The following is a 17841-nucleotide window of genomic DNA, read 5'->3' as shown; positions in this document are numbered from 1 at the left end:
GCTCACCCCTTGGTCAGAAAGTCGATGCAGCTGCGGTTGAAGAGGTCGCTGTGCTCGACCTGCACCCAATGCCCGCAGCGGTTGAGCAGGATCATGCGCGCGTTGGGCGCGTTCTCGATCACCTTCAGCGCGCCGGTATGGGGGTTGAACTTGTCGTCGGTGCCCCAGAACCCGAAGATCGGCGCCTTGATCTCGTGCAGGCGGGTGGTCATGTTCGGGACCATCATGGTCGAGAACAGGTTGGCCGGCTGCGAGGGGGCGATCGCGGAGCGCTCGTTGATGATGGTGTCGTCGAGCATCGAGGGATCGAACACCTGCAGGCTCATGACGTGGCGCATCTCGACCGGTCCCATCGGGCCCTTGGCGAAGGTCTCGACCATGCGCACGATGCCTTCCATCCTGAAGTAGGTCTCGCGCTCCTCGACGCCGCCGGGCGCCATAAGGATCAGCCGCTCGACGGTGTCCGGGTGGGCGAGCGCCTGGCCGAGCGCGATCGCGCCGCCAAGCGAGTTGCCGAGCAGGGTGCACTTCGTGACGCCGATCTTCTGCAGCAGGCCGTTCAGGCAGGCGACGAAGAAGTCGAGGTTGTACTGCACGTCGGCGGGCTTGTCCGAGCGCCCGAAGCCGGGCAGGTCGAGCACGATGTTGCGGAAACCGGCCGCGGCGAAGGCCGGGTAGTTGCCCTTGAAGTTGCTGTAGCCGCTGGCACCCGGGCCGCTGCCGTGCAGCCACACCACCACCGGCCCCTCGCCGATGTCGAGGTAGTGCAGGCGAAGGCCACTGTCGAGCTCGACGAAGCGGTCGAGGGGAATCGGCAGGTCGGGTGAATTCATCGGGTCATCTCCAGCGGTAGGTTTCGAATCGGTTGTTCAGGCGCTTGCCGCCGCGGCGGCCGCGGGCGGCACTGCATCGGCGCGCAGCTTGCGGCGATAGCTTCCGACGGCCGCCATCAGGCAGCCGGCGGCCGCCAGATACAGCAGCACCGAGGCGGCCAGTGCGTAGCGCAGGGCTTCCTGGCCGAGCTCCGGGTTGAAGACGTCGGAGAGCGTGCCGACGATGATCGGCCCCAGGCCGACGCCGAGAAGCGTCAACGACATCATGAAGATCGCCGTCGCCTGCGCCAGGCGGTTCGGCGGGAAGAGGTGGCTGATGGCGCCGAAGCAGGGCACCGACCACCAGATCGCGGTGAAGCTGAACCCGAGGTAGAACAGGAAGGCTTCCGGAATCGGCAGCGAGCCGATGTGGAAGGCGACGTCGGCCGGCCACAGATAGAAGGCGAGCCCGAGCGGGACGCTCACCACGCAGCCGATGACCGGAATCAGCAGTTGCCAGCCCGGATCGCGCGCCACCAGGCGGTCGGTGACGCTGCCGCATACCAGCGTGCCGATCGTGGAACAGATTCCCCCGCCGAGTCCGACCAGCAGGCCGGCTTGCTGCATGGTCAGCCCGTGCGAGCGGATCAGAAAGCTCGGGTTCCAGGTGCCGATCGCATAGCCCATGACCGCCGCCAGCGTCCCGGCCGCGACGACGAGGAGGAAGGCCGGCGTGGCGAACACCTCGCGCAGGGTCGTGCGCCAGTCTTCCTTCGGCGCACCTGCCGCGGGCTGGGGGCGCACAGGCATCGCGGGGCTGCGCACGGTGAGCCACAGCAGCATGCCGAGCAGCACCCCGGGCGCGCCGATGACGACGAAGGCGGTGCGCCAGCCGTACTCCTGCGCGATCCAGCCGCCCAGACCAAGGCCGAGGACGGCGCCGAGGCTCGGCCCCATCAGGAACACCGCCAGCGCACGCGAGCGCTTCTCGGGCGGGTAGAGGTCGGAGACCATTGCGACCGACGGTGCGGTGCCGCCGGCTTCGCCCACCGCCACCCCGATGCGGAACAGCAGCAGCATCGCAAAGCTCGTCGCCACCCCGCACAGCATGGTCATCGCGCTCCAGGCGATGCAGGCGAGGGCGATCACCGGCTTGCGGCCGATGCGATCGGCGAGGCGGCCGAAGGGCAGGCCGAACAGGGTGTAGAAGATCGCGAACGCGACCCCGGACAGCAGGCCGATCTGGGTGTCGGAGATGCCGAACTCGAGCTTGATCGGCTCGATCAGGATCGAGATCAACAGACGGTCGATGTAGTTGAAGACGTAGATGATCGCCAGCATCGCGAGGGCATAGTGCGTATTCCAGGTGATGCGGTGCTGGGTGCCTTGGCTTGTGTTCACGACCTGTCTCCTGGGCGGTAATCCTGGATGCAGGCAGTGCTTCGCCACCTGCGAGTGCTGCGTATCGTGGGTTTGGCGGACGGTCAAGGCATCGTCCATTCAGACGAACCCGCACTTTGCCCCGACCGAGGGCGCCAACTGTTCCGCATTAGTCTTAGTGGACGATGTCCGTCCGACCCAGGCCGAGAAAACTGTGCCACACATGGTCGGAGCCCCGCATTCGAGGCGGTTCCGTCAGGACACGCACAAGGAGGCGACAGATGAGTCTTGCGGACAAGGTGGTTTTCGTGACCGGTGCCGGTCAGGGCATGGGGCGGTCGATCGTCGAGTACTTCGGCGCGCAGGGCGCGAAGGTGGTGGCGGCGGACATCAACGCCGACGCAGCTGGGGCAGCGGTCGCCGGGTTCGGGGCGAACGGCCTCGCGCTCGCCTGCAACGTCGCCGATCCGGCCTCGGTGAGCGCGGCCTTTGCCGCCGTCGCCGAGCGCTTCGGTCGCCTCGACGTGCTGATCAACAGCGCGGGCATCGGCTCGGTCGACGCCTTCCTCGACACCCCCGACGACAACTGGACGCGCGTCATCGGCGTGAACCTCACCGGCACCTTCCTGTGCTGCCGCGAGGGCGCGCGCCTGATGCAGAAGAGCGGCGCCAAGGGCGCGATCATCAACGTCTCCAGCACCGCCGCGATGTCGGGCGAGGGCCCCAGCCACTACTGCGCCTCCAAGGCCGGCGTGATGGGTCTCACGCGCAGCATCGCGCGCGAGCTCGCCGCCAGCGGCATCCGCGTGAACACCATCGTCCCGGGGCCGACCAACACCCCGATGATGGCCGGCATCCCCGACGAGTGGATGCAGTCGATGATCAAGGCCATCCCGCTCGGCCGCATGTGCGAGCCCGAGGAGATCGCGCGCGTCGCTGGCTTCCTCGCCAGCGACGACGCCAGCTTCATCACCGGGCAGAACATCGCCGTCAACGGCGGCATGGCCTTCATCTGAGCGGCGCCGGCATGACGACCTCCGCACCGCAGGCCGACCTGCTCGGCCGCATCGACCGTCTCGAGTCGACCGAGGCCATCCGCCAGCTGGTGGCCCGGTACGCGCTGTCGCTCGACATGCGCGACCTCGACGCCCATGTGAACCTGTTCGCGCCCGACATCCGCGTCGGCCGCGAGAAGGTGGGCCGCGCCCATCTCAAGGCCTGGGTCGACGACACCCTGCGCAACCAGTTCTCGGGCACCTCGCACCACCTCGGCCAGCACGTCATCGAGTTCACCGACCCCGACCATGCCGTCGGCGTCGTGTATTCGAAGAACGAGCACGAGACCGGCCCGGAATGGGTGATCATGCAGATGTTGTATTGGGACGATTACGAGAGAATCGACGGGCAGTGGTATTTCCGCCGCCGCCTGCCGTGCTACTGGTATGCGACCGACCTGAACAAGCCGCCGATCGGCGACCGCAAGATGCGCTGGCCGGGACGCGAACCCTACGAGGGCAGCTTCCACGACCTGTTCCCGTCGTGGCGCGCGTTCTGGGCCGAACGTCCGGCCAAGGACCAGCTGCCCGAAGTGGCGGAACCCGCCGCGCTGGACCGCTTCCTCGCCACGCTGCGCCGTGGCGCTCCCGATCCCCGCATCCGCGTGCGCTGACGCGCGCGGTCGCTCTCCGAACAGCAATGCTCGAACACAACATGGAGAAGGGCGCATGTCCGATTCTGCCGTCGTTATGAATCCGCCCGCGGCCCGCAGCAAGGTGGTCCCGCGCGAAGAAACCCAGGCCAAGCTCGACGCGCGCTCGCGCGCGGCCAATCTGATCAAGCCGGCCGACCGCTACACCGTGGCCGACCGCCTCGAGGAGCAGGCCGCGCGCTTCGGCGAGCGCGACTTCCTGATCTACGGCGGGCGCCGCTTCAGCTATGCCGAGGTGGACGCACGCGCCAACCAGGTCGCCCATGCCCTGCATGCGCGCGGCCTGCGCTGCGGCGACGTGTGCGCGCTGGCGATGGAGAACCGGCCCGAGTTCTTCTTCTACTGGTTCGGTCTGGCCAAGCTGGGCGTGGTGGTCGCGGTCATCAACACCCAGGTCAGCGGCCGTCCGCTCGCCCACGCGCTGGAGTCGACGCGTGCCCGCGCCGTCGTGCTCGGCGAGGAGTGCGTCGAGAACTTCGCGCTCACCCCCGAGCGCCCGGCGCAGCCGCTGTACCTGGTCGCCGACCCCGAGAAGCCCGCCGCTGCCGAGCATCGCGCGCTGGCGAGTGCCGACCTGAGCGCCGAGGTCGAGGCCGCCGCGCGCAGCCCCTTCCCGCGCGAGGGCCGTGCCGAGGTGCGCGCCGAGGAGACGATGCTGCTGATCTTCACCTCGGGCACCACCGGCTTGCCCAAGGCGGCGCGCTACAGCCACATGCGCTGGATGTCCTCGGGCGACGTCATGCAGGTGACCCTCGAGGTGACGCCCGACGACGTCTTCTACTGCTGCCTGCCGCTGTACCACGGCGCGGCGGCGACCTCGGTGACCTCCACCGCGCTGAAGTCGGGCAGCAGCATCGTGGTGCGGCGCAAGTTCAGCACGCGCGAGTTCTGGACCGACGTGCGCGCCAACGGCATCACCATCTTCCAGTACATCGGCGAGATCTGCCGCTACCTGCTCAACGCGCCCGCCCAGGCCAACGACCGCGACCACAGCCTGCGTGCCATGCTCGGCGCCGGCCTCACCGCGGAGACCTGGACGCGCTGGCTCGAGCGCTTCGGTCCGATCCAGATCTTCGAGGGCTGGGGTTCGACCGAGGCCAACACGGCGGTGATCAACGTCGACAACCACGTCGGGTCCTGCGGTCGCATCCCCGACTGGAACAAGACCAACTTCCGCCTGGTGCGCTACGACGTCGAGACCGAATCGCATCCGCGCGACGAGAACGGGCACTACATCCTGTGCCAGCCGGGCGAGGTTGGCGAAGGCATCGCCTTCATCGTCAATCATCCCGAGATCGGCGGCGGGCGCTTCGAGGGCTACACCTCCGAAGAAGCCACCGAGAAGAAGATCCTGCGCAACGTCTTCACCGAAGGCGATGCGTACTGGAGTTCGGGCGACCTGCTGCGCTACGACGAGGATGGCTACTTCTACTTCGTCGACCGCATCGGCGACACCTTCCGCTGGAAGAGCGAGAACGTCTCCACCGCCGAGGTCGCCGATGCCTTGTCGGACTGCGCCGGCGTGGAGCTGATCAACATCTACGGGGTGAAGGTGCCCGGCCACGAGGGGCGTGCGGGCATGGCGGCCATCGTGATGCAGCCTGGCCACGCCTTCGATCCGAAGGCGTTCTACGCGCTCACCGAGGCCCGCCTGCCGCGCTATGCGGCGCCGCAGTTCGTGCGCGTATCGAGCGCCGCCGACCTCACCACCACCTACAAGCTGCGCAAGGTGGACCTGCAGCGGCAGGGCTACGACGACAAGGCCTTCGACGACCCGCTGTACGTGCGCGACGAGGCGGGCGCCACCTACGTGCCGTACTCGGCCGAGGCGCTCGCACGTGCGGGCCTACCCCCGTTCGCCTGAGGCGGGGCGGCAAACGATCGATCGGCGCTCTTCGGAGCGCCGTTTTTTTTGATTTAGTCCATTCGGACGATGTCGCGCTTGCGCGCCTTCGACAGTCTACACACCGTGCAGGAGGAGACACTTGGGCGGCAGTCGCAGCGAAGCGGCGTCGCATCACGTTCCTGCAGGCGGCGTGCAGCGCGCACGCAAAACTGTAGCGCACGAAGGAGAAGCACATGATTACCAAGGCCCTGTTGTGCGGGTGCGTGTTTGGATGCCTCGCGGCCTTTGCGGCAATGCTCGATCGTGGCCATGCCCGGGTGCTCGACTCCCTGGTGCAGATCCCGGCCTGTGGCGCCACCGAGACCGAGTGCCACACCACGGGTTCGCCCGCGAACGCCTCGACCGGCCGCTTCTTTGCGATGCTGGCGACGCACTGAACCAAGCCCCGCGACCGCCGATGCGGTCGCGACTGACAAAATGGCCCTGCCTCCGGACGCCGAAGGCAGGGCCATTTTGCTTTGCGGCGCTCAGTCCTTTGCGGGCAGCTGGGCGAGGGTATGCGCCATGCGGATGATGTAGTGGCGGATCGCGTCGGCATCCGCCGTAGTCAGCGTCTGCGCGAAGCCGGGCATGCCGCGCGCGGCGAGCAGGCCGTCGAGCAACGGACGGCGGAACAGCGCGGCCTCGCTCAGATACGGTGAGTGGCGCAGGTCGGGCATGCCGCCGCCGGCCACCGCCGCGGCGCCATGGCACTGCATGCAGTAGCGCGCGTAACGCGCCGCGCCGTGCGCGACCTCGGCGTCGGTGCCGGTGTCGGGCGGCGGCGCCACGCGCGGGCGCTGCGTCGGCTCCGGCATCGCGGCCTGGCCGCCCAGCTTCCACACGAACAGCCCGCCCGGCACCGGCGCGCCGGTGCGCGGCAGCAGGGCGCTCGAGGTGATGTGCATCGAGCTGCCGAAGCCGGCCGCGGCGGCGATGTACTGCTCGCCGTCGAGCGTGTAGCTGATCGGCCCACCGAGGATGTCGAGCCAGGTGTCGGACTGCCACAGGCGGCGGCCGTCGCGCGCATCGAAGGCGGCCAGGCCCTCGCCGCCGACGCCCTGGAACACCAGGCCGCCGGCAGTCGCCAGCACGCCACCGTTCCACGAGCCGGCATGGGGCGTGCGCCAGGCGGCGGTGCGACGTACCGGATCCCAGGCCAGCAGGTGGCCGCGCATCGAGGCCCGGGCCTGCGCGAGCACGGCGGGGTCGGGCGGCATCGGCGGATTGAGCACGCCGGTGTTCCAGCGCTCGGGTTCGTGGCGAAACGCCGGCTCCTTCATCATGAAGCCGGTGTTCTCCTGGGCCGGGATATAGACCAGGCCGGTCGCCGGGCTCCAGGCCATCGGCTGCCAGTTGTGGCCGCCCAGCTGCGAGGGCTGGACGAGGAAGGGCTGGCCTGCGGGATAGCGCGCACCTTCAGTCTCCACCGGGCGGCCCGTCTCGGGGTCGACATGGCTCGCCCAATTCACCGCCACGTACTTGTCGGCGGACAGCAGTTCGCCGCTGGCGCGATCGAGCACGTAGAAGAAGCCGTTCTTGGGCGCCTGCATCAGCACCTTGCGGGTTCGCCCGTCCACCGCCAGGTCGGCGAGGATCATGTGCTGGGTGGCGGTGTAGTCCCAGCTGTCGCCCGGCGTGGTCTGGTAGTGCCACACGTATTCCCCGGTGGCGCGGCGCACCGCGACGATCGAGGACAGGAAGAGGTTGTCGCCGCCGCCCGGGCTGCGCAGGTCGCGGTCGTGCGGCGAGCCGTTACCGACGCCGAAGTAGAGCAGGTCGAGCTCGGGGTCCCAGGCCATCGAATCCCACACCGTGCCGCCGCCGCCCTGGCGCCACCATTCGCCCGTCCAGGTCGGCCGCGCGAGCGTCTCCAGCGCGCGGTCCGAGGCTGCCCCGTCCGGGCCGTCCGCCGGGTTGCCGGGCACGGTGTAGAAGCGCCAGCGCAGCGCGCCCGTCTGCGCGTCATAGGCCGAGACGAAGCCGCGCACGCCGTACTCGGCGCCGCCGTTGCCGATCACCACCAGGCCGCGCGCGACCCGCGGTGCGCCGGTGATGGTGTAGGGCAGGGCGGGGTCGAAGGTCCGCGTCGACCACAGCAGGCGGCCGTCGTGGGCGTCCAGCGCCTGCAGGCGACCGTCGATGGTGGCGACGAAGACGCGGCCATCCTCGACCGCCACGCCGCGATTGACCACGTCGCAGCAGGCGTGCATGCCCTTGCCGGCCGGCACCTCGGGGTCGTGCTGCCACTTGAGCCGGCCGCTGCGCGCGTCGAGCGCGTACACCACGCCCCATGGCCCGGTGACGAAGAGCGTGCCGTCGACCATGATCGGCGTCGCCTCGACTCCGCGCGGGCGGTCGAAGCGGAAGTGCCAGGCCAGGCCCAGGCGCGCGACGTTGGCGGTGTCGATCGCCGACAGCGGGCTGAAGCGGGTTTCGGCGGCGTCGAGGCCGTGGCGTGGCCATTCGCCGGCGGCGGCGGACGGGGAGGGTGGCGCGTTAGCGATCGCCACGGCCTGCGCGGGGAGGGCGCTGGCGGCCGCGAGCGCGATGAGCATCGTTGTTTGCCGGAAGCGGCGCATGGGGAACTCCTTCGGGCGCGACCGCCCGCATGGTGGGGATGACCTGCGCATCATCGGGCGCGCGGGCGCGCGCCGAATCGTCCGTCCGGAGGGTCTCCCCCGCTCCGCCTAGTCGATTTGAACGATTGCCGGCCGCGGCGCGTGTGGCATCTTTGTCCCCACTACAGAGCGGGCGGTGCCCGCACCAGCGAGGTAAGGGAGCATGGGTCTGAAAGGAAACGCAGCAATCGTCGGCGCCGCGCAGTACAAGCCGGAGAAGTACGCGACCGCGCCGCGGATGTTCCATCTGGAGCAGGTGGCCGACCTGGCCGGCCTGGCGCTGGCCGATGCCGGGCTCAAGGCCTCGGACATCGACGGCCTGGTGATCCATGGCCCGCAGTTCCACGAGGCGCAGGTCTTCGTGCCGGCGATGGCGGCCGAGTATCTCGGCCTGTCGCTCAACTTCGCCGAGGTCGTCGACCTGGGCGGTTGCTCGTCGGTGGCGGCGGTGTGGCGCGCGGCGATGGCGGTCGAGATGGGCCTTTGCCAGGCCGTGCTGTGCGTGATTCCCGCGCGCATGGCGCCCTTCGGGCCGGACGAGGACCCGAGCTGGATGGCCCGCGCGATGCGCTTCGGTGGCCACAGCACCGCCTTCGGCGCGCCCGAGGCCGAGTTCGACCTGCCCTACGGCCACATGGGCCAGAACACCGGCTACGCGATGATCGCCCAGCGCTACGCGGCCAAGTACGGCTACGACCCGGTAGCGATGGCCAAGATCGCGGTCGACCAGCGCACCAACGCGCTCGCCAACCCGGACGCCAGCTTCTTCGGCAAGCCGCTGTCCATCGAGGACGTGCTCGCCAGCAAGATGGTCGCCGAGCCGCTGCGCGTGCTCGAGATCGTGATGCCGGTCGCCGGCGGTGCCGCCGTGATCGTCGCCTCCAAGGAAGTGGCGGCGCGGGCGAAGAACCGCGGCGCCTGCATCACCGGTTTCGGCGAGCACCTGTACTTCAAGTCGCCGACCTACGCGACCGAGATGACCGACACCCCGATCGGCCCCGCGGCCGAGCGCGCCTTCGCGATGGCGGGCATCCAGCGCAGCGACATCCACGCCGCGCAGATCTACGACTGCTACACGATCACCGTGCTGCTGACGCTGGAAGATGCCGGCTTCGCGCCCAAGGGCGAGGGCATGCGCTGGGTGCGCGAGCACGACCTGACCTACAAGGGCAACTTCCCGATGAACACCCACGGCGGGCAGCTCAGCTTCGGCCAGAGCGGCACCGCGGGCGGCATGTCGCAGGTCATCGAGGCCTTCCACCAGATTTCCGGCCGCGCCGGCGAGCGCCAGCTCAAGCGCTGCGACACCGTGTTCGTCTCGGGCACCGGTGGCGTGATGAGCGAGCAGGGCGCACTGATTCTCCAGGGAGCATGACGAGCATGTCGACCAATAAACCGCTGCCGACACCGACCGAGATCTCGGCGCCGTACTGGAACGGCCTCAAGGAAGGCCGCCTGACCCTGCCGCACTGCAAGTCCTGCGGCCACTGGGTCTTCTTTCCGCGCCGTCACTGCGACAAGTGCTGGTCGCAGGACCTGGAATGGAAGGAGGTCAAGGGCACCGGCACGCTCTACACCTATACCCTGACCCGTGTCCCGACGCTGCCCGACTTCGCCGACGAGATGCCGCAGAAGATGGCGGTGGTCGAGCTCGACGAGGGCGTGCGCATCAACACCACGCTGATCGGCCTCGACGAGGCCGAGGTCAAGGTCGGCATGCGGGTCAAGCCTGTGTTCGACACGGTGAAATCCGATGGCACCGCGCTGCTGCGCTTCACCGCGGCAGACAAGGATCTCCCGTCCCGCATCGACAGCACCCCGGCCGCGCTCGCCGCGGCCACCGAGGCCCAGGCGAGCGCCGAGCCGGCGGCCACGAAGCGCCAGGTGCGTTTCGACGACGAGGCGGCCATGAAGGCGCTGGTCAGCGAGACCTACTCAGCCTGGAGCAACCAGGTGGTGGTCGATCAGGCGCTGATCGACGAGTTCGCCAGGCTGTCGGGCGACGACTACTGGATCCACACCGATCCCGAGCGCGCCCGCAAGCAGAGCCCCTTCGGCGGCACGATCGCGCACGGCGCGCTGGTGCAGGTGCTGCAGTCGCGCTTCCGCATCCCGCTCGACTACGAGGTGGTCGGCTTCAACAACATGGTCAATTACGGTTCGGACCGCCTGCGCTTCCCGGCACCGGTCCCGGCGGGGTCGCGCATCCAGGCGCGCTCGCGGGTCAAGTCGGTGGAGAAGCTGCCCAAGGGCATGCAGATGACGATGGAGATCGTGACCCATGTCGTCGGCAGCGAGCGGCCGTCCGTCATCAACGATCTCGTGATCCTTTACATGTGAGGCGCCGCCGTCCCGCGGTGCCTGATGTGCAGTTGTTCCTGTAGTGCGCAGTCGTAGTACCTGCAGTTTCGTTGCATGGTTGTCCCTCCTCTTTTCGAGGCCGCCTCCCCGCAAGGGTTGGCGGCCATTTTTTTGCTGCCTTGGCCGGAGAGGGCTAATTGGAGTCTTGGTTGTCCTCGGCCGATCGACGCTGGTCCTGCGCCTGTTGCCAAGCCGTGAATTCCGAGCGCCGCAGCCGGTAGCGGGCAATGTTGCCCTCGTGCAGCTGGCGCAGGGCCGCGGTGAGCATTGCACGGAATGCCGCCAGGTCGGCTTCGATCGCGTGCGTACGTGCCTCGTTGGCGATGACGGTCTTAGCCCAACCTGACCTGCACGAATACCAACGGCTTAGCGCGCTTTATCTTCCGTTTTACGAGACGCCTCCACCGTTCCCAGCGGCAGGAAAAGCGTGAACGGTGAGTCGGGCAAAGCGATGAAGCCATGATGTCGGTAGAAGGCCGCTGCCGCCTCGTCCTTCGCATCCACCATCAAGGCATAGGCGGCAATCTCGGAACGGACAGCACGATCAAGCGCATCGGCCAGCAGTGCGCCGCCCAGCCCTCGCCCTTTGAAAGCCTGATCGACGGCCAAGCGGCCCATGCGAACCGCTGGGACGGTCGGATAGCGCGGCAGCTTCTTGCCGACGCTGGCCGGAAGATCGGCCAGCAGCAGGCTTGCCGACGCCAGCGTGTAGTAGCCCGCGATGCGCGGCCCTTCCGCCAACGCCACGAAGCAGGCAGCCACACGGCGGCGAACATCTTGGGTGGCTTGTTCCCGCAGGTAACGCTCAAGCGGTTCGGAACCGCAGTTGAACGCCGCGCGAACGTGCGCTGCATCGAGCGGCGTGAGCCGGAACGGTGCGCTGCTCATTCAGTACGCAAGAGCTTGCGGCGACGGGCGAAAGCGCGTTCCAAGGCCGGGGCCGGTTGCGGCGGCGACAGCAACGCTTGTGCAAAGCACTCCTGATCGGCCAGCGACAGGCGGATGACCTCGGCTTGCTCGATGGCGCGTTGCGCGGCGTCCTGGACGGCAGCGACCACGAAATCAGTCATGGTGCGCCCCTGAAGTTCGGCGGCGCGCTTGAGCATCGAATGCAGATCGGTGCTGATCCGCGCTTCGAGGCGGGCGGTAGAAGTGGTTGTGGGCATCGTCTTGTCCTCCTGCTGAAATGATACGGCAGATTGCCGTACAAGGCCACGCCACCACCATACGATTTTTCCGTTTCGTGAGCTGGCCCCTTCTACGTCGCCACCACCTATCCAAACCACCACTGCGGCCGGTGGCAAGACGCTCGCCTACCAGAAGAACGATGCGGTGGCCAATGCAATCGGCTTGACGTGCTTTGTTCCGTTTTCTGAGACGACCCAAAGTTGAATCCTTCGCCTGCCAGCTCACCTGCAGCGAGCACGCTTGACACCTCGTGCGGAGGCTTGGGCCTGTCACCTTCGGGCGTCCGTTTTTCGTAGTCTCAACGGACGATGATCGCGCGGCCGCCTGTTCGCACAATGCTCCCACGTATCCGACCAATCTTTGGGGGCAGCAATGATCGACATCCGCGGTTTGGCCTACTTCGTCGCGCAGATCGACGACCTCGCCGAATGGAAGCATTACGCCGAGGAGGTGCTCGGCATGATGACCTCGACCGCGCCTGGCGGCGGTCTGTACATCAAGATGGACGAGCGCCCCTTCCGCATCCTGGTGGTGCAGGGCGCCGAGCGCCGCTACGTGGCATCCGGCTGGGAGCTGGCGGGCGAGGGCGCCTTCAAGGCTGCGCTCGCCGAACTCGACGCCAAGGGCGTGGGCTACGAGCTCGCCGATGCCGCCACCGTCGCCCAGCGCGGCATGCAGGCGGTCGCGGTGGTGACCGACCCCTCGGGAAACCGCCACGAGCTGTGCTGGGGCCATCTGTCGGACTGCCAGCCCTTCGTGTCGCCGCAGGGCGTGCCGCGCTTCCTCACCGGTGACATGGGCCTGGGCCACACCGTGATGCCGGCGCCCAACTTCGACGCCACCGCGGCCTTCTTCCGCGACGTGCTCGGTTTCGGCCTGTCGGACATCTTCAACTTCCGTCCCGATTCGTCGGCGCCGCCGGTGCGCATCCACTTCCTGCACTGCAACAACGCCCGCCACCACAGCCTGGCGATCGCCGAGTACCCGGTGCCGAACGGCTGCGTGCATGTGATGGTCGAGGTCGACTCGATGACCGAGGTCGGCCGCGCCCACGACCGCCGCATCGCGCACAAGGTGCCGCTGTCGGCCACCCTGGGCCAGCACCTCAACGACCGCATGATCTCCTTCTACATGAAGACCCCCTCGGGCTTCGACCTCGAGTACGGCTATGGTGGGCTGCAGTGCGACTGGGAGCGCCACAACGCCTTCGAATTCACCCGCGTCAGCATCTGGGGCCACGACTTCGGCGTGGGTCAGCAGGAACAGGCCGCCTGAGCGCGGCCGGCAACAGGAAAGAATCCATGAACAAACTGATGACGACGGCCGATGTCGTCGCCCAATTGCGCGATGGCATGACCATCGGTTTCGGTGGCTGGGGCCCGCGGCGCAAGCCGATGGCGATCGTGCGCGAGATCCTGCGCTCGGACGTCAAGGACCTCACCGTGGTGTCCTACGGCGGCCCGGACGTGGGCATGCTGTGCGCCGCCGGCAAGGTGAAGAAGCTGATCTTCGGCTTCGCGACCCTCGATGCCATTCCGCTCGAACCCTGGTACCGCAAGGTGCGCGAGGCGGGCAAGCTCGAACTGCTGGAGCTCGACGAGGGCATGTGGCAGTGGGGCCTGCGTGCCGCCGGCATGCGCGTGCCCTTCCTGCCCACGCGCTGCGGCCTGGCGACCGATGTCACCAAGCTCAACCCCGAGCTCAAGACCATCCAGTCGCCCTATGACGACGGCGAAGTGCTGCTGGCGATGCCGGCCTTGAAGCTCGACGTCGCGCTGGTGCACGTCAACGTCGCCGACCAGCTCGGCAACACCCTGATCCAGGGCGGTGACCCGTATTTCGACCACCTCGTCGCACGTGCGGCGGACGCCTGCTACGTGTCGGCCGAGCGCGTCGAGGAGCGCCTGGCGCTCACCCCCGACCAGGCCCGCCTCAACACCTTCGAGCGCTACCTGGTGAAGGGCGTGGTGCATGCGCCCTGCGGCGCCCACCCGACCACCTGCGCGCCCGAGTACGGCTGGGACATGAGCCACTTCAAGCGCTACGTCGCCAGCGCGGCGGAAGAGGGCGGCTGGCAGGCCTACATGGACGAGTTCGTCACCCCGGGCGAGGCCGCCTACCAGGACAAGAACGGCGGCATCGAGCGCATGGGCAAGCTGCCCCTGCCGGTGTTTTGAGGAGCGCGAGCGGCATGAGCAACAACACTGAATTCACCCTGGCCGAACTGATGATCGTCGCGGCCTCGGAAGCCTGGCGCGGCGACGGCGAGGTGCTGGCCTCGGGCATCGGCGTGATCCCGCGCCTGGGCGCCAGCCTGGCCAAGCTCACCTACGCCCCCGAGCTGCTGATGACCGACAGCGAATGCTTCCTGGTCGAGGAGCCGATTCCGCTCGGCCCGCGCGGCGACTACGTGCCGAAGTACTCCGGCTACATGTCCTTCGAACGCGTGTTCGAGTGCGTGTGGGGCGGCCGCCGTCACGCCATGATCGGCCCGACCCAGATCGACCGCTTCGGCCAGACCAACCTGTCGGTGGTGGGCGACTACAGGAAGCCCAAGGCCGCCATCCTCGGCGTGCGCGGCCTGCCGGGCAACAGCATCAACCACATCAACTCCTTCTTCGTGCCCAACCACAGCAAGCGCGTGTTCGTCGAAGGCGAGGTGGACATGGTGTCGGGCGTCGGCTTCAACCCGGCGCGCTGGGAACCCGGCATGAAGCAGGACTTCATGGACATCCGCCGCATCGTCACCGACCTCTGCGTGCTCGACTTCGAAGGTCCGGAGCGCGCCATCCGCGTGCGCTCGCTGCACCCGGGCGTCAGCTTCGACGAGGTGCAGGAGAAGACCGGCTTCCCGCTGCTGAAGGCGCCGGAGCTGGGCGAAACCCCGCACCCGACGGCGGCGCAGCTGGAGATCATCCGCCGCCTCGATCCGCACGACCTGCGTGGCGCGCAGATCAAGGGCAACCCGCCCGGCATCCGCACTGCAGCCTGAGGCCGCAAAGGAAGAAGCAGAGATGAGCGCCCCCGACCAGAACTTCGTCACCCGCCCCGACAACGCGGTGTACGAGACCGACAGCCCGGTGCACTACGCCGTGGCCGACGGCATCGCCACGGTGACGATGAGCCGTACCGAGTTCAACAACGCGCAGAACTCGCAGATGACCTATGCGCTGGACGCCGCCTTCCGCCGTGCGGTGGATGACGACGCCGTGAAGGTCATCGTGCTGCGCGGCGACGGCAAGCATTTTTCCGCCGGCCACGACATCGGTACGCCGGGGCGCGACATCAACAAGCCCTTCGACCGCGTGCACCTGTGGTGGGACCACACCAACAAGCCGGGCGGCGAGTACCTCTACGTGCGCGAGCAGGAGGTGTACCTGAACATGTGCCGGCGCTGGCGCGACCTGCCCAAGCCGACCGTCGCCATGGTGCAGGGCGCCTGCGTCGCCGGCGGGCTGATGCTGGCCTGGGTGTGCGACCTGATCGTCGCCAGCGACGACGCCTTCTTCCAGGACCCGGTCGTGCGCATGGGCATCCCGGGCGTGGAGTACTTCGCCCACCCCTACGAGCTCAACCCGCGCATCGCCAAGGAATTCCTCATGACCGGCGACCGCATGGGGGCCGAGCGCGCGTACCAGATGGGCATGGTCAACCGGGTGGTGGCACGCGAACAGCTCGAGGCCGAGACCTACGCGCTCGCCGCGCGCATCGCCAAGCAGCCGCGCATGGGCCTGGCGCTGACCAAGCAGGCGATCAACCACGTCGAGGACCTGCAGGGCAAGCGCACCGCGATGGATGCGGTGTTCGCCTGGCATCACTTCGCCCACACCCACAACGAACTGCTGTCGGGCGACAAGCTCGGCGGCTATGACGCGAAAGCCATGGCCAGCGCCAACAAGCAGGCCGCCGGCGAGCGCAAGGCATGAGTCACTCCGCCATGAATCCCGATTTCTCCGCGCTGCTGCGCACGCCGCTCACCGAGCGCCTCGGCTGCCGCTACCCCATCATCCAGACCGCGATGGGCTGGGTGGCCGATGCCAACCTGGTCATCGCCACCACCAAGGCGGGCGGCTTCGGCTTCCTGGCCGGCGCCACCATCGACGCCGACAAGATCGAGGGCGAGATCCAGAAGGTCATCGCCGCCACCGGTGGCAGCAACTTCGGCCTCAACTTCCACATGTTCCAGGAGAACGCCGCGCAGTGCGTCGACCTGGCGATCCAGTACAAGCTGCGTGCCGTGAGCTACGGCCGCGGGCCGGACAAGAAGACCATCGCCCGCTTCAAGGAAGCCGGCGTGCTGTGCATCCCCACCGTGGGCGCGTTGAAGCACGCGGTGAAGGCGGTCGAGCTCGGCGCCGACATGATCACCATCCAGGGCGGCGAGGGCGGCGGCCACACCGGCGGCGTGCCCACCACCATCCTGCTGCCGCAGGTGCTGGCGGCGGTGAAGGTGCCGGTGATCGCCGCCGGTGGCTACTCCACCGGGCGCGGCCTGGCCGCGGCGCTGGCCGCTGGTGCGGCGGGCATCGCCATGGGCACGCGCTTCCTGATGACCACCGACTCGCCGACGCCGCCGGCCACGCTCGACCGTTACGTCAAGGTCGACGACCCGCAGAAGGTGCGCGTCACGCTGGCGGTCGATGGCATGCGCCACCGCATGATCGAGAACCCCTTCATCAACAAGCTCGAGGGCGCCAGCCCGATGGGACGCCTGATGATCGCGCTCAAGAGCGCCTGGCACTGGAAGCAGCAGACCGGCATGAGCCTCGGCCACATGCTCGGCGTGTTCCGCCAGGCACTCAAGGAAGATCCCGGCGCGGTGTCGCAGACGGTGATGTCGGCCAACCAGCCGGTGCTGCTGCAGCGCTCGATGGTGGACGGCTTCCCCGACGAGGGCATCCTGCCCAGTGGCCAGGTGGCGGCGGCGATCGGCAAGCTCGAGAGCTGCGAGGACGTCATCCACGGCATCGCCGCCGAAGCCGAGGCCTGCCTCGCCGCGCTGTACGCCCGCCTCGACGACGGGCGCGGCACCGAACCCTGCAAAGAGACCGCGGCCGTCGCCTGAGCGCGCAGCCCGAGCCCCAACGCAACCCCAGACCCGACAAGAGACCCAACGGAGCCCGATAACGTGAGCCAGGCCTTCCAGACAACGATCGACGGCGGCATTGCCGAACTCGTCATCAACAAACCGCCGGTCAATGCGCTCGACAGCAGCGAGTGGCTCGCGCTCGCGCACCGCATCGACGAACTCGGCCACGACCCCGAAGTGCGCGTGATCGTGATCCGCGCCGAAGGCCGCGGCTTCTGCGCCGGCGTCGACATCAAGGAACTCGACGCCCATCCCGAGCGCATCGTCGCGGTCAACGGCGGCAACTACGCCACCTTCAAGGCGGTGCACCGCAACCCGGTGCCGGTCATCGTCGCGGTGCACGGCTTCGTGCTCGGCGGCGGCATCGGAATCACCGGCGCGGCCGACATCGTGGTCGCCTCCGACTGCGCGACCTTCGCGCTGCCCGAGGTCGATCGCGGCGCCATGGGCGGCGGCGCCCACCTGCAGCGCCTGTTTCCGGTGCAGAAGGTGCGCTACCTGTTCTTCACCGGCGAGAAGATCGGCGCCAGGGAAGCCGAGCGCTACGGCTTCATCGAGCGCGTCGTGACCAAGGCCGAGCTGCGCGGCGCGGCGCTCGAGATCGCCCGCAAGATCGCCGAGAAGAGCCCGGCCATGATCCGCATCGCCAAGGAGGCGCTCAACGGCATCGAGGACGGCAACTTGGAAGACAAGTACCGCTGGGAGCAGGGCTTCACGCTGCAGGCCTACACCAGCCCCGACTCGGCGGAAACCCGCCGCGCCTTTGTCGAGAAACGCGAAGCCAAGTTCTGAGGACA

17 protein-coding genes are annotated in these 17841 nt (G+C 68.1%); 12 read left to right on the top strand and 5 right to left on the bottom strand.

The window, feature by feature from the left end; all coding sequences use genetic code 11:
* Positions 1-2: 2 nt before the first annotated feature.
* Together AAG895_RS10140 and AAG895_RS10135 are read right to left on the bottom strand one after the other, a co-directional pair.
* On the bottom strand, positions 3-833 hold the full coding sequence (locus AAG895_RS10140; protein ID WP_345791895.1) for an alpha/beta hydrolase: 831 nt from the start codon (positions 831-833) through the stop codon (positions 3-5).
* A gap of 36 nt (positions 834-869) precedes the next feature.
* A complete protein-coding gene (locus tag AAG895_RS10135; RefSeq protein WP_345791894.1) occupies positions 870-2213 on the bottom strand; it encodes an MFS transporter in 1344 nt (447 codons plus the stop codon).
* Between the two features lie 260 nt (positions 2214-2473).
* Here AAG895_RS10135 and AAG895_RS10130 point away from each other — a divergent pair, with 260 nt between their 5' ends.
* The 4 genes from AAG895_RS10130 (at position 2474) to AAG895_RS10115 (ending at position 6183) form a co-directional block, all read left to right on the top strand.
* Positions 2474-3208 (top strand): SDR family NAD(P)-dependent oxidoreductase, encoded by a 735-nt coding sequence (locus AAG895_RS10130; RefSeq protein WP_345791893.1) that lies wholly within the window; start codon positions 2474-2476, stop codon positions 3206-3208.
* Positions 3209-3219: 11 nt separating this feature from the next.
* Positions 3220-3861, top strand: a complete 642-nt coding sequence (locus tag AAG895_RS10125; RefSeq protein ID WP_345791892.1) for a nuclear transport factor 2 family protein — start codon at positions 3220-3222, stop codon at positions 3859-3861.
* Between the two features lie 55 nt (positions 3862-3916).
* On the top strand, positions 3917-5764 hold the full coding sequence (locus AAG895_RS10120; protein WP_345791891.1) for a long-chain-acyl-CoA synthetase: 1848 nt from the start codon (positions 3917-3919) through the stop codon (positions 5762-5764).
* 215 nt (positions 5765-5979) lie between these two features.
* Positions 5980-6183, top strand: coding sequence for a hypothetical protein (locus tag AAG895_RS10115; RefSeq protein WP_324525334.1), 204 nt, complete (start codon positions 5980-5982; stop codon positions 6181-6183).
* A 90-nt stretch (positions 6184-6273) separates the two neighbouring features.
* Here the strand turns inward: AAG895_RS10115 and AAG895_RS10110 are convergent, their stop codons facing one another.
* Positions 6274-8343, bottom strand: coding sequence for a PQQ-dependent dehydrogenase, methanol/ethanol family (locus AAG895_RS10110; protein WP_345791890.1), 2070 nt, complete (start codon positions 8341-8343; stop codon positions 6274-6276).
* Between the two features lie 226 nt (positions 8344-8569).
* On the opposite strand from AAG895_RS10110, the gene AAG895_RS10105 reads away from it, so the two are divergent.
* Together AAG895_RS10105 and AAG895_RS10100 are read left to right on the top strand one after the other, a co-directional pair.
* Positions 8570-9781 carry a thiolase family protein gene (locus tag AAG895_RS10105; protein WP_004256711.1) on the top strand — a complete coding sequence of 404 codons (1212 nt, stop codon included), beginning with the start codon at positions 8570-8572 and terminating at the stop codon, positions 9779-9781.
* A gap of 5 nt (positions 9782-9786) precedes the next feature.
* Entirely contained in the window at positions 9787-10746 is a 960-nt protein-coding gene (locus AAG895_RS10100) for an OB-fold domain-containing protein (protein WP_345791889.1), read from the top strand.
* A gap of 387 nt (positions 10747-11133) precedes the next feature.
* On the opposite strand, the gene AAG895_RS10095 is transcribed toward AAG895_RS10100, so the two are convergent.
* Positions 11134-11655: a GNAT family N-acetyltransferase gene (locus tag AAG895_RS10095; protein ID WP_345791888.1), complete on the bottom strand. Its 522-nt coding sequence runs from the start codon at positions 11653-11655 to the stop codon at positions 11134-11136.
* Positions 11652-11933: a DUF1778 domain-containing protein gene (locus tag AAG895_RS10090; protein WP_345791887.1), complete on the bottom strand. Its 282-nt coding sequence runs from the start codon at positions 11931-11933 to the stop codon at positions 11652-11654. The genes AAG895_RS10095 and AAG895_RS10090 overlap by 4 nt, the downstream gene beginning before the upstream one ends.
* A 394-nt stretch (positions 11934-12327) precedes the next feature.
* Between AAG895_RS10090 and AAG895_RS10085 the strand changes: the two genes are divergently transcribed.
* The 6 genes from AAG895_RS10085 (at position 12328) to AAG895_RS10060 (ending at position 17836) form a co-directional block, all read left to right on the top strand.
* On the top strand, positions 12328-13230 hold the full coding sequence (locus AAG895_RS10085) for a VOC family protein (RefSeq protein ID WP_345791886.1): 903 nt from the start codon (positions 12328-12330) through the stop codon (positions 13228-13230).
* 26 nt (positions 13231-13256) lie between these two features.
* Complete coding sequence (locus AAG895_RS10080; RefSeq protein WP_345791885.1) at positions 13257-14132, top strand: CoA-transferase; 876 nt, start codon at positions 13257-13259, stop codon at positions 14130-14132.
* Positions 14133-14146: 14 nt separating this feature from the next.
* Complete coding sequence (locus AAG895_RS10075) at positions 14147-14947, top strand: hypothetical protein (RefSeq protein ID WP_004256781.1); 801 nt, start codon at positions 14147-14149, stop codon at positions 14945-14947.
* Positions 14948-14969: 22 nt separating this feature from the next.
* A complete protein-coding gene (locus tag AAG895_RS10070) occupies positions 14970-15881 on the top strand; it encodes an enoyl-CoA hydratase (protein ID WP_004256783.1) in 912 nt (303 codons plus the stop codon).
* Positions 15878-17020 (top strand): nitronate monooxygenase, encoded by a 1143-nt coding sequence (locus tag AAG895_RS10065; RefSeq protein WP_345791884.1) that lies wholly within the window; start codon positions 15878-15880, stop codon positions 17018-17020. The genes AAG895_RS10070 and AAG895_RS10065 overlap by 4 nt, the downstream gene beginning before the upstream one ends.
* A gap of 63 nt (positions 17021-17083) precedes the next feature.
* Positions 17084-17836, top strand: coding sequence for an enoyl-CoA hydratase family protein (locus AAG895_RS10060; protein WP_345791883.1), 753 nt, complete (start codon positions 17084-17086; stop codon positions 17834-17836).
* Positions 17837-17841: the final 5 nt, after the last annotated feature.

Source organism: Thauera sp. JM12B12 (genome assembly GCF_039614725.1).
In the GTDB taxonomy this organism is placed as follows: Bacteria; Pseudomonadota; Gammaproteobacteria; order Burkholderiales; family Rhodocyclaceae; genus Thauera.
Note: the sequence above shows the minus strand (reverse complement) of the source record. Positions and strands in the feature narration are given on the sequence as shown.

Coding starts and splice junctions, on each gene's coding strand:
- AAG895_RS10070 (WP_004256783.1), top strand. CDS start 14,970: ATGAGCGCCCCCGACCAGAACTTCGTCACCCGCCCCGACAACGCGGTG.
- AAG895_RS10140 (WP_345791895.1), bottom strand. CDS start 833: ATGAATTCACCCGACCTGCCGATTCCCCTCGACCGCTTCGTCGAGCTC.
- AAG895_RS10120 (WP_345791891.1), top strand. CDS start 3,917: ATGTCCGATTCTGCCGTCGTTATGAATCCGCCCGCGGCCCGCAGCAAG.
- AAG895_RS10075 (WP_004256781.1), top strand. CDS start 14,147: ATGAGCAACAACACTGAATTCACCCTGGCCGAACTGATGATCGTCGCG.
- AAG895_RS10080 (WP_345791885.1), top strand. CDS start 13,257: ATGAACAAACTGATGACGACGGCCGATGTCGTCGCCCAATTGCGCGAT.
- AAG895_RS10065 (WP_345791884.1), top strand. CDS start 15,878: ATGAGTCACTCCGCCATGAATCCCGATTTCTCCGCGCTGCTGCGCACG.
- AAG895_RS10095 (WP_345791888.1), bottom strand. CDS start 11,655: ATGAGCAGCGCACCGTTCCGGCTCACGCCGCTCGATGCAGCGCACGTT.
- AAG895_RS10125 (WP_345791892.1), top strand. CDS start 3,220: ATGACGACCTCCGCACCGCAGGCCGACCTGCTCGGCCGCATCGACCGT.
- AAG895_RS10105 (WP_004256711.1), top strand. CDS start 8,570: ATGGGTCTGAAAGGAAACGCAGCAATCGTCGGCGCCGCGCAGTACAAG.
- AAG895_RS10130 (WP_345791893.1), top strand. CDS start 2,474: ATGAGTCTTGCGGACAAGGTGGTTTTCGTGACCGGTGCCGGTCAGGGC.
- AAG895_RS10115 (WP_324525334.1), top strand. CDS start 5,980: ATGATTACCAAGGCCCTGTTGTGCGGGTGCGTGTTTGGATGCCTCGCG.
- AAG895_RS10085 (WP_345791886.1), top strand. CDS start 12,328: ATGATCGACATCCGCGGTTTGGCCTACTTCGTCGCGCAGATCGACGAC.
- AAG895_RS10110 (WP_345791890.1), bottom strand. CDS start 8,343: ATGCTCATCGCGCTCGCGGCCGCCAGCGCCCTCCCCGCGCAGGCCGTG.
- AAG895_RS10090 (WP_345791887.1), bottom strand. CDS start 11,933: ATGCCCACAACCACTTCTACCGCCCGCCTCGAAGCGCGGATCAGCACC.
- AAG895_RS10100 (WP_345791889.1), top strand. CDS start 9,787: ATGTCGACCAATAAACCGCTGCCGACACCGACCGAGATCTCGGCGCCG.